Annotated in this window: 15 protein-coding genes; 8 read left to right on the top strand and 7 right to left on the bottom strand. The window is 74.8% G+C overall.

Features of this window, described 5'->3' with window-relative positions:
* Positions 1-30 precede the first annotated feature (30 nt).
* The 3 genes from LWC33_RS06040 (at position 31) to LWC33_RS06035 (ending at position 1,468) form a co-directional block, all read left to right on the top strand.
* Positions 31-444 (top strand): helix-turn-helix transcriptional regulator, encoded by a 414-nt coding sequence (locus LWC33_RS06040; RefSeq protein WP_233303221.1) that lies wholly within the window; start codon positions 31-33, stop codon positions 442-444.
* Positions 445-599: 155 nt separating this feature from the next.
* Positions 600-728: a hypothetical protein gene (locus LWC33_RS34870; protein ID WP_255691009.1), complete on the top strand. Its 129-nt coding sequence runs from the start codon at positions 600-602 to the stop codon at positions 726-728.
* A gap of 38 nt (positions 729-766) precedes the next feature.
* Positions 767-1,468 (top strand): YoaK family protein, encoded by a 702-nt coding sequence (locus LWC33_RS06035; RefSeq protein WP_233303220.1) that lies wholly within the window; start codon positions 767-769, stop codon positions 1,466-1,468.
* A 12-nt stretch (positions 1,469-1,480) separates the two neighbouring features.
* Here LWC33_RS06035 and LWC33_RS06030 read toward each other — a convergent pair whose 3' ends face one another.
* The 6 genes from LWC33_RS06030 to LWC33_RS06005 form a co-directional block, all read right to left on the bottom strand.
* The gene (locus LWC33_RS06030; RefSeq protein WP_372476554.1) at positions 1,481-1,936 is read right to left on the bottom strand and encodes a hypothetical protein; all 456 of its coding nucleotides are present in this window, start codon (positions 1,934-1,936) and stop codon (positions 1,481-1,483) included.
* A gap of 134 nt (positions 1,937-2,070) precedes the next feature.
* Complete coding sequence (locus tag LWC33_RS06025) at positions 2,071-2,226, bottom strand: DUF6131 family protein (RefSeq protein WP_233303219.1); 156 nt, start codon at positions 2,224-2,226, stop codon at positions 2,071-2,073.
* 95 nt (positions 2,227-2,321) lie between these two features.
* Positions 2,322-4,496, bottom strand: coding sequence for an FUSC family protein (locus LWC33_RS35810; protein WP_233303218.1), 2,175 nt, complete (start codon positions 4,494-4,496; stop codon positions 2,322-2,324).
* Entirely contained in the window at positions 4,493-5,956 is a 1,464-nt protein-coding gene (gene zwf / locus LWC33_RS06015; protein ID WP_233303217.1) for a glucose-6-phosphate dehydrogenase, read from the bottom strand. The genes LWC33_RS35810 and zwf overlap by 4 nt, the downstream gene beginning before the upstream one ends.
* Positions 5,953-6,972: a phosphogluconate dehydrogenase (NAD(+)-dependent, decarboxylating) gene (gene gnd, locus LWC33_RS06010; RefSeq protein ID WP_233303216.1), complete on the bottom strand. Its 1,020-nt coding sequence runs from the start codon at positions 6,970-6,972 to the stop codon at positions 5,953-5,955. Before gnd ends, zwf begins: the two co-directional genes overlap by 4 nt.
* Positions 6,973-7,023: 51 nt before the next feature.
* Complete coding sequence (locus LWC33_RS06005; RefSeq protein ID WP_233303215.1) at positions 7,024-8,898, bottom strand: glycoside hydrolase family 15 protein; 1,875 nt, start codon at positions 8,896-8,898, stop codon at positions 7,024-7,026.
* 209 nt (positions 8,899-9,107) lie between these two features.
* Here LWC33_RS06005 and LWC33_RS06000 point away from each other — a divergent pair, with 209 nt between their 5' ends.
* The 3 genes from LWC33_RS06000 (at position 9,108) to LWC33_RS05995 (ending at position 11,777) form a co-directional block, all read left to right on the top strand.
* Complete coding sequence (locus LWC33_RS06000) at positions 9,108-10,187, top strand: alpha/beta hydrolase (protein ID WP_233303214.1); 1,080 nt, start codon at positions 9,108-9,110, stop codon at positions 10,185-10,187.
* Positions 10,188-10,443: 256 nt separating this feature from the next.
* Positions 10,444-10,572, top strand: coding sequence for a hypothetical protein (locus tag LWC33_RS34860; protein WP_255691008.1), 129 nt, complete (start codon positions 10,444-10,446; stop codon positions 10,570-10,572).
* 107 nt (positions 10,573-10,679) lie between these two features.
* Entirely contained in the window at positions 10,680-11,777 is a 1,098-nt protein-coding gene (locus LWC33_RS05995; RefSeq protein WP_233303213.1) for an ABC transporter substrate-binding protein, read from the top strand.
* 25 nt (positions 11,778-11,802) lie between these two features.
* On the opposite strand, the gene LWC33_RS05990 is transcribed toward LWC33_RS05995, so the two are convergent.
* Positions 11,803-12,513: a GntR family transcriptional regulator gene (locus LWC33_RS05990; RefSeq protein WP_233303212.1), complete on the bottom strand. Its 711-nt coding sequence runs from the start codon at positions 12,511-12,513 to the stop codon at positions 11,803-11,805.
* Between the two features lie 163 nt (positions 12,514-12,676).
* Between LWC33_RS05990 and manD the strand changes: the two genes are divergently transcribed.
* Both manD and LWC33_RS05980 read left to right on the top strand, forming a co-directional pair.
* Positions 12,677-13,885 (top strand): D-mannonate dehydratase ManD, encoded by a 1,209-nt coding sequence (gene manD / locus LWC33_RS05985; RefSeq protein ID WP_233303211.1) that lies wholly within the window; start codon positions 12,677-12,679, stop codon positions 13,883-13,885.
* Positions 13,882-15,324 (top strand): mannitol dehydrogenase family protein, encoded by a 1,443-nt coding sequence (locus tag LWC33_RS05980; protein WP_233303210.1) that lies wholly within the window; start codon positions 13,882-13,884, stop codon positions 15,322-15,324. Before manD ends, LWC33_RS05980 begins: the two co-directional genes overlap by 4 nt.
* Positions 15,325-15,337: the final 13 nt, after the last annotated feature.

Here is a 15,337-nt window from a genome sequence, read left to right as displayed (position 1 = left end):
TTCACCACCGCCGACGTCCCGGGAGCCCGCATGGCCGTGCTCGAACCGCGCAACTTCCTGCAACCCTGCCTGCTCCTGCTGCTGCGCGAGCAGGCCGACCACGGCTACGAGCTCGTCTCCCGGCTCGGCCCCCTGCACGACGGGGAGGGGGACTCCGGGGGGGTCTACCGCGCGCTCCGCGGCCTGGAGCGGCGCGGCCTGGTGCGCTCGCAGTGGTCCATCCCGAAGGCCGGGCCGGCCCGCCGCACCTACCGCCTGACCGGGGAGGGCGAGGCCTTCCTCGACCTGCAGGCCGCCGAGCTGCGTCAGGTCGACGACGCCCTCCACCTCTTCCTCGACCGCTACGAGCGCTCGACGGCCTGCCCGCCCGGCGCCGAGGAGGTGCCGGATGGCGGGCACGACGGGGCCCACGCCCGCCCCGGGGCCGGACGCGCCGCCCGCTGATCCGGTCCCGGACTGCGCCGGGCCGGTCCGCGCCACTGTTCGGAGAGCCCGCGTCCAGGGTGGCGGCGCACGCAGCCGGGGGCAAGATCGAGTTGCGGCCCACCGGCGCCGCCTCGACGCTTCGACGGTCGAGACGTCGGGAGGCGGTGGCGCCGGTGGCGCGGATACTGAAGGACCTGAGCGGCCCCCGGTGCGGGCCGCGCCCGGCGGGCGGGGCGCTCGCCCGGGTGCTGGTGCTGGTGCCGTTGATCGGCTCCCTGGCGCGGCGGGGTCCGCGGCGCTGACCCTTCCCCGCACGGCCCGGGCCTGATTCACTCCCCGTATGACGGGCGGCCCGCGGTTGCTCCTCGCCGGCGAACGCCACGGGTCCCTCCCGGTGCTGCTGCTCGTCCTCACCATGGTCACCGGCGTGATGGACGCGATCAGCCTGCTCACGCTCGGCCGGGTCTTCGTGGCCAACATGACCGGCAACGTCGTGATCACCGGCTTCGCGATCTCGGGTGCGCCCGGGTTCTCCCTCCGCACCTCACTGTCCGCCCTGGTGGGGTTCCTGACCGGCGCGACGGCGGCGGGGTTCCTCATCGACCGGATCGACGGGCGGGGCGGGCTGCTTCGGGTCACGGTGCTGGTCGAGTGGGTGCTGCTGGCGGTCTGCCTCGTCGTGGTGGCCGTCCACCCGCCGGTGGTCGACTCCGCCCCGACCCTGGCGGTGGCCGTGATCGCGGCCGTGGCCATGGGCCTGCAGAACGCGGTGGGGCGCCGGATCGCGGTCCCGGACCTCACCACCAGCGTCATCGGGATGTCGATGACGGGGCTCGTCGCGGACCGCACGCACTCGACGCGGGAGACGGTGCTGCGGCGGGTGTCGGCGGTGCTCAGCCTGCTCGCCGGTGCGATCGTGGGCGGGGTCGTGGTGCGCACCGTCGGCGACGTCCCTGCGTTCGCCCTGATCCTCGTGCTGCTCGCGGGCGTCGGGATCGCGGCGCACGCGCTGCTGCGGCGGGGGCCGGACTGGGAGGGGTGAGGCCTCCGCGATTCAGACGACCGCGTACGCGGCGAGGCCGAGCACGACGAGCCCGGCGATCTTGAGCAGCTCCAGCGCGATGTAGACGAGGTGGGCCCGCGAGCCGGTGTGCGGGTCGCCGGCGAGGACGCGCCGGGTGCGGGCGTTGAGAGCGGGCCGGACGGCCGCGAGCTGCAGGACGAGCACGAGCGCGACCGCGGCCGTGGTCCACCCGACCGTCGCCGACCGGGGGCCGAGGAGCAGCGCCACGCCGATGCCCACGAGCAGCACGACCTCGACCACGTTCAGGGCACGGAACACGAGCCGCCCGATGCCCAGCCCCAACGGCACCGTGATCCCGGGGGCGCGAAACTTGACGGGCGCCTCCAGGAACGAGATGGCCAGCACCATGCCCAGCCACACGAACGTGATCGCACCGACCGCGAGGTTCACCGCCCGCTCCTTCCCCGGTCCTTCGGTGCCTCCCATCCTGCACCCGGGGGAGGGCGGTGGTGACGGTGAGTCCGTGGTCGGTGGTGCGGCGGGGCGCACACGAGAGCGGCCGTGCCGACAACGGGGTGTCGGCACGGCCGCGGGTGAACCACGTCGGGAGGACGGGCCTCCTAGAAATAGTGCTTACGTCCGCCGACTGCACGGCCGGCTGCGCCGAGGATCGCCAGGACGGCGCCGATGACCAGCAGGATGACGCCGATGATCCACAGCAGGGATATCTTCAGCAGGAATCCCACCACGAGCAGGATCAGACCGAGAATGATCATGGTGTTCCGTTTCCTCCACAGTGTCGCCCCCCGTCGGGAATCGGCAGTGGACGGTCCCGCTAACCGCGATGCGAGGTTCCGATACGAAACCGTGATCATCCGTCCGAGGGCGAGGAGGGGGAGCGGTCCGGCGTGGACCGGGGACGGTCGCCGGTGACCGGCGGGCCGGCGTCGCCCGCGAGGGCGCGGCGGACGCGGGCGAGGTTGTCGCACAGGGCGTGCAGCCACCCCCAGCCGTCGAGCAGCCGGGAGTCGCCCTCCGGCGGGAGCGGCGTGAACCGTTCCCGGCACTCCTCGGCGAGGGCCTCCGGCACGCGGCCGGCGTCGACGGCCTCGGCGGTGCGCCGGTAGGCCCGGGCGACCTCGGCGGCGGCCGCCCGCAGGGCGTCCGAGTCGGGATCGGCGGGGCCCGCGCCCGCGGTGAGCAGCGCGGGATGGCGGTCGCGGAGGGCGCCGTCGTAGGCGTCGAGCCGGTGCACCACCAGCACGACGGTCAGCCAGTCCGGACCTGCGGCGCCCCGCGGCATCGGCTCCGTGCGGTACTGGACGTACGCGTGCTCGAGCAGGACCGCTGTGATGTGCAGCCGGCCGGGGTCGTCGGCCACCGCGACAATGACGGGAGCCCTGGCCAGGACCGCGGCGACCTCCTCGGCGTCGTCGGCCACCGCGCGCAACGCGTCCGCGGCCACGTGCCGGACCTCCGCGCCGCCCCCGCGCGGCCACACCGCCGCGCCGATGAGCGCCCCGACCAGCCCGCCGACCAGGACGTCGACGAGCCGGACCTCGGCGAGGTGCCAGGTCGCCGGGGAGAGCTGGGCGAACAGCGCCGCGACCAGCACCGTGAACCCGGCCTGGGCCGCGGCGAGCCCCAGCAGCGGACCCGCCGCGAACGTCGCCACCATGACGACCGGCAGCAGCCAGACGTAGACGGAGCGGTCGTCGCCGGCGAGGACCAGCACCCCCGCGGCGAGGACGGCGCCGACGAGCGTGCCGGCCAACGCCCGGACGAGCACCGACCGGTCGGCCGACGCCGAGGTGCGCATCAGGCTGAGCGTGGCGAGCAGTACCCAGAAGCCGTGCTGCAGGTCGAGGACCCCGGCCACGACCCGGGCGACGGCGAGGCCGAGCGCGAGCCGCACGGCGTTCTGCAGGTAGACCGAGCGCGGGGTGAGGTGCGACCGCAGCCGCCGCCACCACAGCTCCGCGGGCCCGACGTGCAGGAACCACAACATCGGCGGCGTCTGTGCGGGCGGCGGGCGGGGCGCCCCGGACCAGCCGGAGACGGCGAGCGCGGCCAGCCGGGCGTCCTCGGCGAGGGCGACGGCGGCGAGCCCGGCCCGCAGCGTCGTGGCCGGTCCGGGGATGCGGGCGGCGCTGTGCGCGGCGAGTGCGGCGTCGAGCCCGGACGCGTCGACCGGCACGGCCTGCCCGGCCCGCAGGGTCCGGGCCACTCCGGCGAGGACCCGTCCGGACTCCGCGACGAGGTCGGCGGTCCGCGGGTGCGGAGGTTCGCCCGGCCCCGACATCAGCTCGGCCAGCGCGACCGAGCGATCGGCCGACGCCCGGATCGCCGCGGCCGTCGCGAGCAGGCTGCGGTCCCGGCGCCCGGGCCCGAGCGGCCGTTCCTCCCGGGGGAGCCGGGTGACCCGCAGGTCCTCCGCCGACTCCAGGATGTCGCGGTGCCGAGCGACCTGCGGCCTGGTCGCCGCGGGAATCCGGAGGGAGTCGGCCAGCGCGCCGGTGAACCGGGCGACCTCGTCGGCGAGCACGGCCATATGGTCCGGCACCGGCGTCGGCACCGATCGGGGCAGCAGCCACCGGTCGGCGGCGATCAGCAGGGCACCGCCGAGCACCAGACCGAGCAGCCGCTGGTCGAGGGTGTCCGGCCGGAAGGGCGGGAAGCAGGGGAGCACGTAGAGCAGCTGCAGCCCGGTGGCGACGCCGACCACCCGCGGCCCGCCCGTCCCGGCGTAGGCCACCACGAACCCGACGACGAGCATCCCGCCCGCGGCGGCCCAGGTCGAGACCGCGAGCAGGGTGCCGAGGGTCACCAGCACGGCGCCGGCGGCGACGGCGGCCAGGAACGTCCGCACCCGGCGGTCGGGCGGGCCGGTGACCTCGGACAGCGCGCCGAGCGCGATCACCGTGAACAGCGCGTAGAGCGCGACGACGGAGTCGCCCAGCCCGTACAGGCCGCTGTAGAAGCCGACGAGCGCCGGCACCGACACCCGGACCGACCGACGCAGGGCGGGCCCGACGGACGGCTTCACCGGGCGAGGGCTCCCTCCGGTGCGGCCCCCGGGGACGGGGTCGCCGACGACGTCGAGGGTGCCGTGGGCGGGAGCGGCACCCAGCCCTCGGGGCCGGGCAGCCGCTCGGCCGCCTCCGGACCCCACGTCCCCCGGCCGTAGCGCGCCGGCGGGGTCGCCGGGTCGAGGATCGGCTCGACGATCCGCCAGGCCTGCTCGATGGTGTCCATCCGGGCGAAGTGCGCGGGGTCGCCGGCCAGCGCGTCGGCGAAGATCCGCTCGTAGGGGGCGTGGACCGGCCCGAGCACCTCGCGGAAGTCCACGGTCAGCGGGATCTCGGTGGGCACATCGCCCTGCCCCGGCTGCTTGGCGAGCAGGGTGATGGCGATCCCGGCCCGGGGCTGCACGCGCAACCGGATCCGGTCCGGCCGCATGGCACCGAGGCCGCCCGCGAACAGGGCGCGCGGCGGGGGCCGCAGCACGGCGACGAGGTCGAGCAGGGTGTCCGGCAGCGCCTTCCCGGCCCGCACGTGCACCGGCACCCCGGCCCATCGCCAGTCGTCGACGCGGAACGTGGCGGCGACGAAGGTCTCCGTGGTCGAGTCCGGCGCGACGCCGGGGGTCTCGAGGTAGCCGTCGTACCGCCCGCGGACCACGTCGGCGGGGTCGAGCCGCCGCACGGACCGCAGCAGCCGGAACTTGGCGTCGCGCTGGTCGTCGGCGGCGTCGGAGAGCGGGGCGTCCATCAGCAGGTAGGCCATGACCTGCAGCAGGTGGTTCTGGACGACGTCGCGGACCGTGCCCACGGCGTCGTAGAAGGAGCCACGGTCGGCGACGTCGAAGTCCTCGGCCATCGTGATCTCGAACCGGTCGATCCACTGCCGGCTCCACAGCGGCTCCAGCAGCGTGTTGGCGAACCGCAGCACCAGCAGGTCCTCCACGGGCTCCTTGCCGAGGAAGTGGTCCACCCGGAAGATCCGGTCCTCCGGGTAGTGCTTCGCCAGCAGGGCCTGCAGCGCCCGGGCCGAGGCGAGGTCGCGCCCGAAGGGTTTCTCGACCACGAGCCGGGACCGGGTGTGCAGGCCGACCCCCGCCAGGCCGTCGGCGACCGTGCCGAACAGCGAGGGTGGCACGGCCAGGTAGTGCACCGCGAATGCCGAGGGCCCGGCCTCGGCGGTGATCGCGTCGGCGAGCTTGGTGAACACGGCCGGGTCGGCGTAGTCGCCCGACACCAGGTGCGTCGAGCGCTGCAGCCGCTCCAGCGCGGCCTCGTCGACCTCCTGGTCGACCGCGGCGCGGACACAATCGGCGATGTGAGCGCGCAGCTGGTCGTCGTCCCAGTCGGAGCGCGCGACGCCGAGGACCGGCACGGTCAGCTCGCCGCGGCGGACCAGCTGGTACAGCGCCGGGATGATCATCTTCTTGGCGAGGTCGCCGGTGATGCCGAACAGCACCAGGACGTCGCCGGCGGGAGCGGTCACGCGGGTCCCTTCTCCAGGTGCCCGCCGAACTCCAGCCGTTGGGCGGACTCGACCTTGTCGGCGAACAGCTCGCTGCCGCGGGAGGCGAAGCGGCTGTAGAGCGCGGCGGTGAGCAGCGGCGCGGACACGCCCTCCTCGATCGCGGCGATCGACGTCCAGCGGCCCTCGCCCGAGTCGGAGACCCGGCCCGCGAACTGCTCGAGGGCCGGGTCCTTCGCCAGCGCCTCGGCGGTGAGGTCGAGCAGCCACGACCCGACCACGCTGCCGCGCCGCCACACCTCCGCGACCTCGGCCAGGTCGATCCCGTCGTAGGGGTAGTACTTCGGGTCGCGCAACGGGGCGGTCTCCGCGTCGGCCTCCGCCGGCCGGACGCCCGCGCCGGCGTTGCGGATGACGTTGAGGCCCTCGGCGTAGGCGGCCATCAGGGCGTACTCGATGCCGTTGTGCACCATCTTCACGAAGTGCCCGGCGCCCGATGCGCCGCAGTGCAACCAGCCCTGCTCGGCCGGGCTCGGGTCCCCGGTACGGCCCGGTGTGCGCGGGGCGGCCGCGACACCCGGGGCGAGCGAGGAGAACACCGGCCGGAGCCGGGAGACCGCCCGGTCCGGACCGCCGATCATCAGGCAGTAGCCGCGCTCGAGCCCCCACACCCCGCCGCTCGTGCCGCAGTCGACGTAGTCGATCCCGCTCGCGGCGGCCTGCTCGGCCCGGTCGATGTCGTCGCGGTAGGACGAGTTGCCGCCGTCGACGACGGCGTCCCCGGACTCCAGCGCGTCGAGCAGCGTGGTCACCGTGTCGCCGGTGATCGCGGCGGGCAGCATGAGCCACACCGACCGCGGGGCGTTCAGCCCGCCGACGAGCTCGGTGACCGAACCCGCGCCCCGCGCGCCCTCGGCCACCAGGCCGGCGACGGCGTCGGGGGAGACGTCGTAGACGTGGCACTCGTGCCCGGCGCGCAGCAGCCTCCGCACCATGTTGGCGCCCATCCGGCCGAGCCCGATCATCGCGATCTGCATCCCGTGGTCCTCCCGTGCGTCAGATGAGCCGTGCGTCAGACGAGCCGTGCGTCAGATGATTCGGTGCCGTTGGGAGGCAGGCGCGACCCGCCCCGGCCCGTGGTCGAGCTGGTGGTCGAGGTCCACCGCGGCGCTGATCAGCGCGAGGTGGCTGAAGGCCTGCGGGAAGTTGCCGAGCTGCTCGCCCGTCGCCCCGATCTCCTCGGAGAAGAGGCCGAGGTGGTTGGCGTAGGTCAGCATCTTCTCGAAGGCGGTGCGGGCGTCGCCGAGCCGGCCGGAGCGGGCCAGGGCGTCGACGTACCAGAAGCTGCAGAGCGAGAACGTGCCCTCGGTGCCGGTGAGCCCGTCGGGGGAGGCCGCCGGGTCGTAGCGGAACACCAGCCCGTCGGACACCAGGGTCCGGTCGATCGCCTCCAGGGTGGAGTGCCACAGCGGGTCGCTCGGCACCACGAACCCGGCCCGCGGCATCATCAGCACCGCCGCGTCGAGGACGTCGCCGCCCAGGTACTGCACGAACGCCTGCCGGCCGGCGTCGAAGCCCTTGGTCATCACCTGGTCGTAGATCGCGTCGCGGCGGGCCGTCCACCCGGGCACGTCGCCCGGGAGCGCGCGTTCCCGGGCCATCCGGGTCGCCCGGTCGAAGGCCACCCACGACATCAGCCGGCCGTAGACGAAGTCCTTCGCCCCGCCGCGGGTCTCCCAGATGCCCTCGTCGACCTGGTCCCAGTTCTCGCAGAGCCACGACAGCATGTCCCGCACGGCCTGCCAGCCGTGGTGGTCGAGCCGCACGGCGTGCCGGTCGGCCAGGTGCAGCGAGTCCAGCGCCTCGCCGACGATGTCGAGCTGCAGCTGGTCGGCGGCCCCGTTGCCGATCCGGACGGGCCGCGAGCCGCGGTAGCCCTCGAGGTGACCGAGGGTCTCCTCGGTGAGGTCGGCGCTGCCGTCGACCCGGTACATGATCCGCAGCGGCCTGCCCTCGGGCCCGTCGTGCTCGCCGACGCGGTCGGCCAGCCACCGCCCGAACGCCGCCGCCTCGTCGGTGTAGCCCAGGCTGAGCAGGGCGTGCACCGAGAACGACGCGTCGCGGATCCAGGTGTAGCGGTAGTCCCAGTTCCGCTCGCCGCCGACCTGCTCGGGCAGCCCGGCGGTGGGGGCGGCGACGAGCGCGCCGGTGGGGGCGTAGGTCATCAGCTTGAGCGACATCGCCGAGCGGTGCACCGTCTCGCGCCAGCGCCCGACGTAGGTCGAGCGCTCCAGCCAGGTCCGCCAGAACTCGACGGTGGCGTCGAACCGGTCGTCGGCCTCGCCCATCGGGATCCGCCGGGGCCGCAGCCCGGATCCGGACTCCAGCACCGTGCCGACCGCCTGCCCCGCCGTGAGCGTGACCGTGGCGCGGACGTCGGTCCCGTCACGCTCCCACTCGGGCGCACCGCCGCCGTCCACGACGGTGTGCAGGCAGACGTCCATGTCCGGGCCGTGGAACACGACGCCGTCGGCCTCGACCTCGGTCGTGTGCCCGGCGCGGCCGTAGTCGAAGCGCGGCCGGCACTCCACGGTGAAGCGCATGGTGCCGCGGACCACCCGCAGCACCCGGACGATCTCGTGCCGGTCGGTGGCGGGCCCGTTGCGGACGGGCATGAAGTCGTAGAGCGCGCCCACGCCGTCGGCCGTCATGAAGCGGGTCATCAGCACGGCGGTGTCGTGGAAGTACCACTGGCGGCGGGTGACCTCGCCGTCCGTGTCCGGCGCGATCCGGAAGAACCCGCCGCGCCGGCGGTCCAGCAGCGCGCCGAAGACGCTCGGTGAGTCGAACCGCGGGCAGCAGAACCAGTCGATGCTGCCGTCCGTGGTCACCAGGGCCGCGGTCTGCAGGTCGCCGATCAGCCCGTGCTCGGCGATCGGGGGATAGTCGTCGGGATAGGCCACACCGCTCCTCCCTCTGCGCCGGACCACCGGCGTGATCGCGCTCGTCCCGATCACGTCCACTGTTACGCCGGACTGCCCGCCGGGGCGCCCACGGGTACTTTGACGCTCCCGTGTGATGTGGACCATAGTGCGATCACCTGCTCGACGCGTCGCGCTGCCGCGTCGGTCGGGCCACCGCGACCCGCAGGATCTCGACGAGGAGAACGCCCATGACGACCGACGTGTCGACGCCGCACACCCCGCCCGGCCGGCTCGGGGACCCGGCCCTGACGATCGGCACGGACCCGCGGGCCGATCCGCGGATGGTCGCAGTGCTGGGCGCGCTCGGGCTCCTCGACCACGCCGACGGCGCCCCGCTGGGACCCGACGCGGGCCGGGACGCGCTGCTGCAGTTCGTCGACGCCGTCGAGGAGGGGTTCGAGGGGCTCTTCGCCACCCTCGCCGAGGGCCTGCCACCGATCCACGGCGTCACGACGGAGCTGCGCACGATCACCGGTGAGGGCGGGCACGAGATCGGCCTGCACATCCACCGGCCCGAGGGGGTCGAGGGCCCGCTCCCGGTGATCTACCAGGTGCACGGCGGCGGAATGGTCATGCTGGCCGCGAAGGGGGCGCTCTACACGCGCTGGCGGGACGAGCTCGCGGCGGCCGGGGCCCTCGTCGTCGGGGTGGAGTACCGCAACGGCGGCGGCGCGCTCGGCCCGCACCCGTTCCCGGCGGGCCTGGAGGACTGTGCGACCGGGCTGCGCTGGGTGGCCGAGCACCTCGGCGAGCTGGGCGGGACGCACATCGTGGTCACCGGCGACTCCGGCGGCGGCAACCTCGCCCTCGCCCTGCCGATCAAGGCGAAGCGGGAGGGCTGGGTGGACGCGATCGCCGGCGTCTACGCCCAGTGCCCGTACATCCTCGGCGACTGGACCGAGGCGTCGCTGCCGTCGCTGGTCGAGAACGACCGGTACTGGCTCAATCGCGAGCTGTTCCCGCTGCTCGCCGAGGTGTACGACCCGGGAGCCGGCAACGCGACCGACGCGACCTGCTGGCCGTACCACGCGACGGCCGACGACCTCCGGGGCCTGCCCCCGCACGTGATCTCGTGCAACGAGCTGGACCCGCTGCGGGACGAGGGGATCGCCTACCACCGGGCCCTGCTCGCCGCGGAGGTCCCGTCCGTCGGGAAGGTCAACCTCGGCCTCTGTCACGTCGGCGAGCTGATGTTCCGGGCCGCGATGCCCGACGTCTACGCCGAGGCGGTGCGGGACGTGCTGGGGTTCGCCCGGTCGGTGGGCTGAGCGGCGTCCCCTCGCGTGAGCGAGGCGAGCGCGAGGACGCCGAGGCCCGAGGCCACCACCATCACGACAGCCATCGCCAGCGGGCTGGACCCGACCAGCGGGGAGACGACGGCGCCGAGGGGCCGCTTCGGCGCGACCCGCCCGGCCAGCCGGCCGCCGACCAGGCTGGAGACGGTGAGGCCGGCCGCGTTGGCCCCGAAGGCCAGCGCGTACTGCCCGGTGGACAGCCCAGCGTGTCCTGCAGGACGAACGGCCGGTGGCGGGCGCGCTCGCCGCCCTGCCCGCGGAGGAGGCCGCGGCGGTGCGGGCCGCCGTGCCGGGCCTGTTCCGGCTGGCCGAGGTGCTGTCGCTGGGGGAGCGCGCGGCGGCGGACCCGGCGTCCTGACCCGGCCCGGCTCGACCAGACCCGCCCCGAACCGGTGTCGACGCCGAGTCGATCACAGCTCGCCCGTGGGCCTGGTGCCGAGCGCGACGCTGAGGTGGGATGGATAGGTGAGCCTCACCTATATCGTCCGACGCCTGCCCGTGCTGCTGGTCGCGGCGGTCCTGGCGCTGGCGGCGTGCGCCGGACAGACGGCACCGGCCACCCCGTCCGGGTCGGCTCCGTCCGGGTCAGCGGGACCGTCGGACGCGCCGCAGCGGTGGACCGCGCCGCGCGCGGGCCCCCCCGGGATGGGTAGCTCCGAGCCCGACGGCGTGTTCCCCCGGACCGTCGCGCACTTCGGCGGCACCACCGAGATCCCGGCGGCGCCGCAGCGTGTGGTGGTGCTGGCCACGGGACAGCTCGACGCCCTGCTCGCCCTCGGCGTGACTCCCGTCGGCGGCACCCGCGGCGACGCCGCCGACCTCGTGCCCGCGTACCTCGCCGAGGCGTTCCCCGAGCGGGCCGCCGCGCTCGCCGCGATGGCCGACCTGGGCCTGCGGCTGGAACCGAACCTGGAGAGCGTCGCGAACGCCAGGCCGGACCTGATCCTCGCGAACGAGGCGGGGGCGGAGGAGCTCTACCCGCAGCTGTCCCGGATCGCCCCGACGGTGCTGACCGAGGGCACGGGCGTGAACTGGAAGCAGGACCTGCTGATCCTGGCCCACGGCCTCGGCCGCGCGGAGCAGGCGCAACGCTGGCTCGACGCGTACCACGCGGACGCCGCCGCGCTCGGCGACGGTCTCGACGGCGGTCTCGGCGGCGGGGTCGACGGCAGGGTCGACGGCGGGGTCGCGTCACGCCCCACCGTCTCGCTGCTGCGCGTCACCGCCGACCGGATCCGCGTGTTCGGGGTGGCCTCCTTCACCGGCTCCGTCGCCGAGGACGCCGGCCTGCCGCGCCCGCCCTCCCAGACCTTTGCGAAGACCTCGGAGGACATCAGCACCGAGCAGCTGGCCCGCGCCGACGGCGGGCACGTGTTCTACGGCGTCCAGGGCGGCGAGGGCGCGGCGCCCGAGCTGCTCGGCGGGCCGCTGTGGCGCAGCGTGCCCGCGGTGGCCGAGGGGCGCGCGACCGCCGTCGACGACGACGTCTGGTACCTCAATGCCGGCCCGGTCGCCGCGCGTCAGGTGCTGGCCGGCCTCGTGGCCGCGACAGCAGAGACCTGACCCCGAACCGTCCGGACCTGCACCGCTACTCCCAGACGACGACGTTGCGGCGCACCGGGACCGTACCCGACGCCGACGCGAACAGCTCGGGGGAGCGCTCGCGGATGGCCTCGACGTCGTCGAACACCGCTCGCAGGTGGGTGCGCATGGCGGCGCGGGCGCGGGCGACGTCGCCGGCCAGCACCGCCTCGAGGATCTCGACGTGCTGGTCGGCGAACCCGGCGGGTGGCGTCTCCTGCAGGCCGAGCCGGCGCGCCCGGTCCAGGTGGCCCTTGGCGGAGACCACCGTCGCCCATGCGCGGCCGTGCCCGGCGAGCCGCAGCAGGCCGTGGTGGAAGTCCTCGTCGAGGGCGAAGAAGTCCTCGACCGTGAGCCCGGGGCGGCGCTGCTCGTCGAGGTTGCGGCGCAGCTCCGCGACGAGCTCGGCGTCGAGCTCGGCGGGCAGGTCCTCCAGCGACGCGAGCTCCACGGCCTCGCGCAGGAACTGGGCGTCGGCGACCCGGCCCGGGTCGACCCGCGAGACGAACGACCCGACCTGCGGGAAGACCTGTACCAGGCCCTCCTCCACCAGCAGGATCAGGCTCTCCCGCACCGGGGTGCGGCTCACGCCGAGCGAGGCCGCCAGCTCGTTCTCCGACAGCGCGGCACCGGGCGGCAGCTCCAGGGTGAGGACCTTGCGGCGCAACGTCTCGTAGACGGCGCGACGGCTGGTCCGCCGGCTGTTCGTCCGGGTCACGAGCCCACGATATCGGGTGTGGGGCGTCACTGATCGCTCGTCCGGTCCGGTCTTGCACCCCTTCGCGACGGATGCTTGTATACAAGTACTGCGCGACCAGCCGGACCGACTGCTGGCGAGTCCCGGGGCGCGCGGACCGGATCGTCCGAAGGAGTGGGACCTGGTGAGCAAGATCGAGCGGGCCGAGGTGTTCGTCGCCTCCCCGGGCCGGACGTTCGTGACCCTGCGGATCACGACGACGGACGGGGTCGTCGGCCTCGGCGACGCCACCCTCAACGGCCGCGAGCTCGCCGTCGCGAGCTACCTGCGCGACCACCTCGTCCCGCTGCTGATCGGCAAGGACCCGGCGCGCATCGAGGACATGTGGCAGTACCTCTACAAGGGGGCGTACTGGCGCCGCGGCCCGGTCACGATGACCGCGATCGCCGCCGTCGACACCGCGCTGTGGGACATCAAGGGCAAGGTCGCGGGGCTGCCCGTCTACCAGCTGCTGGGCGGTCGTTCCCGGGACGGCGTGCTGGTCTACTCGCACGCCAGCGGCCAGGACACCGCCGAGCTGCTCGACGACGTCGAGCGGTTCCTGTCCCTGGGCTACAAGGCCGTGCGGGCCCAGGCCGCGGTGCCCGACGTCGGCGGCACCTACGGGGTGCGCAAGGGCAAGCTCTACGAGCCCGCGGCGACCGCGCTGCCCGACGAGCAGCCGTGGGACACCGAGGCCTACCTGAACTTCGCGCCCACCTATCTCGAGGCGGTTCGCGAGCGGTTCGGCTTCGGTTTCCACCTGCTGCACGACGTGCACCACCGGCTCACCCCGCTGGAGGCGGCCCGGTTCGGCAAGTCCGTCGAGGCGTGCCGGCTGTTCTGGATGGAGGACCCGACGCCGGCGGAGAACCAGGAGGCGTTCCGGCTCATCCGCCAGCACACGACCACGCCGATCGCCACCGGCGAGGTGCTGAACTCGATCTGGGACGTGCAGTCTCTGATCACCGAGCAGCTGATCGACTACGTCCGCACGACCGTCGTGCACGCGGGCGGCCTCACGCACCTGCGCCGGATCTTCGACCTCGCCGCGCTGTACGGCGTGCGGACCGGATCGCACGGGGCCACCGACCTCTCCCCGGTGAGCATGGCCGCCGCGGTGCACCTCGACGTCGCCGTGCCGAACTTCGGCATCCAGGAGTACATGGGCCACGCCGACGAGACCCTGGAGGTCTTCCGCGGCGGGCCCACCCTCGCCAACGGCATGCTGCACCCGAGCGAGGTGCCCGGTCTCGGCGTCGAGTACGACGAGAAGGCCGCCGAGCGCTTCCCGTACGAGGCCCGCTACCTGCCGGTCGCCCGCCGGCTCGACGGCTCGGTGCACGACTGGTGAGCACGCTGGTCCACGCCGGCCTGGGCCGCGACACCCTGGCCCGGATCCCCGCCGACGCCCGCCCGCTCGTCGAGCCCGGTGCGCTGCGGCCCCGGGTCCTGCACCTGGGCCTGGGTGCCTTCCACCGCGCCCACCAGGCCGTCTACACCGAGCGGGTGGCGGCCGCGACCGGCGAGCCGTGGGGGATCGCGGTCGTCGCGCCCCGGTCCGCCGCCACCGCGGCGGCGCTGCGCGCGCAGGACTGCCTGTACTCGGTGACCGAGCGGGGCGCCGACGGGAGCCGGACCTCCGTCGTCGGCTCGGTGGTCGAGGCGCTCGCCCTCGGCCCCGACGCCGCACGGGTCGACACCCTGCTCACCGACCCGGACGTCTCCGTCGTCACCCTGACGATCACCGAGAAGGGGCACCACCGGCGCTCCGACGGCACGCTCGACACCGCCGACCCGGCGATCGCCGCCGACCTCGCCGCGGGCCCGGACGGCGCCCGCACCGTCGTCGGCCGGCTGGCCGCAGGCCTCGCCGCCCGGATGCGGGCCGGTGCCGCGCCGATCAGCGTGGTGTGCTGCGACAACATGTCCGCCAACGGCACCGCGCTGGCGGCGGTCGTGCGGGGCTTCGTCGAGGCGTCGACCTGGGCGGACCGCGACGCCGTGCTCGACCGGATGGCCGCGGCCGTCACCTTCCCCTCGACGATCGTCGACCGGATCGTGCCGGCCACGACCGACGCCGACCGCGACGCGGCCGCCGCGGCGCTCGGCGTCGTCGACGCACTGCCGGTCGTGGGGGAGCCGTACCGGCAGTGGGTGCTCGAGGACCGGTTCGCCGCTCCGCGCCCGGCCTGGGAGCGCGACGGCGCGCTGGTCGTGCCGGACGTCGCGCCCTACCAGCTCACCAAGCTGCGGTTGCTCAACGGCGCCCACTCCGCGCTGGCCTACCTCGGCCTGGCGGCCGGGGCCACGGCGATCGCCGACGCCATGGCGACCGGATGGGGCGAGACGCTGGTCCGGAGCCTCGCCGCCGAGGTCGCGCCGACCCTGCCCGTCGACGGGCCGGATCCGGCCGCGTACGCCGGGGACCTGGTCGAGCGCTTCCGCAACCCGGGGATCCGGCACCTGCTGCGGCAGATCGGCTCGGACGGCTCGCTGAAGGTGCCGGAGCGCTGGCTCCCGGTGCTGCGCGAGCGCCGCGCCCCCGTGCTGGAGCTCGCCCTCGCCGGCTGGGTGCACGCCACCCGTCCGGGCCCGGACGGGCAGCTCTTCGGCACCACCGACCCGGCCGCCGGGGCCCTCGCCGCCTGCTGGCGTGGCGGACCCGACACAGCGGCCGTCCGGGGACTGCTCGACACGATCGGCGCCCCCGACCTGGCGGCGACGGACGGCCTGGTCACCGCCGTCGCCGCCCACCTGCCCGCCCTCGCCGCGGGCCGCGTCGAGCTCTGAACAGAGCCCTGCC

It is taken from the genome of Pseudonocardia terrae (assembly GCF_021343995.1).
Taxonomy (GTDB): domain Bacteria; phylum Actinomycetota; class Actinomycetes; order Mycobacteriales; family Pseudonocardiaceae; genus Pseudonocardia; species Pseudonocardia terrae.
Note: the sequence above shows the minus strand (reverse complement) of the source record. Positions and strands in the feature narration are given on the sequence as shown.

Coding starts and splice junctions, on each gene's coding strand:
- LWC33_RS06025 (WP_233303219.1), bottom strand. CDS start 2,226: ATGATCATTCTCGGTCTGATCCTGCTCGTGGTGGGATTCCTGCTGAAG.
- LWC33_RS06000 (WP_233303214.1), top strand. CDS start 9,108: ATGACGACCGACGTGTCGACGCCGCACACCCCGCCCGGCCGGCTCGGG.
- LWC33_RS06035 (WP_233303220.1), top strand. CDS start 767: ATGACGGGCGGCCCGCGGTTGCTCCTCGCCGGCGAACGCCACGGGTCC.
- gnd (WP_233303216.1), bottom strand. CDS start 6,972: ATGCAGATCGCGATGATCGGGCTCGGCCGGATGGGCGCCAACATGGTG.
- LWC33_RS06030 (WP_372476554.1), bottom strand. CDS start 1,936: ATGGGAGGCACCGAAGGACCGGGGAAGGAGCGGGCGGTGAACCTCGCG.
- LWC33_RS06040 (WP_233303221.1), top strand. CDS start 31: ATGGCCGTGCTCGAACCGCGCAACTTCCTGCAACCCTGCCTGCTCCTG.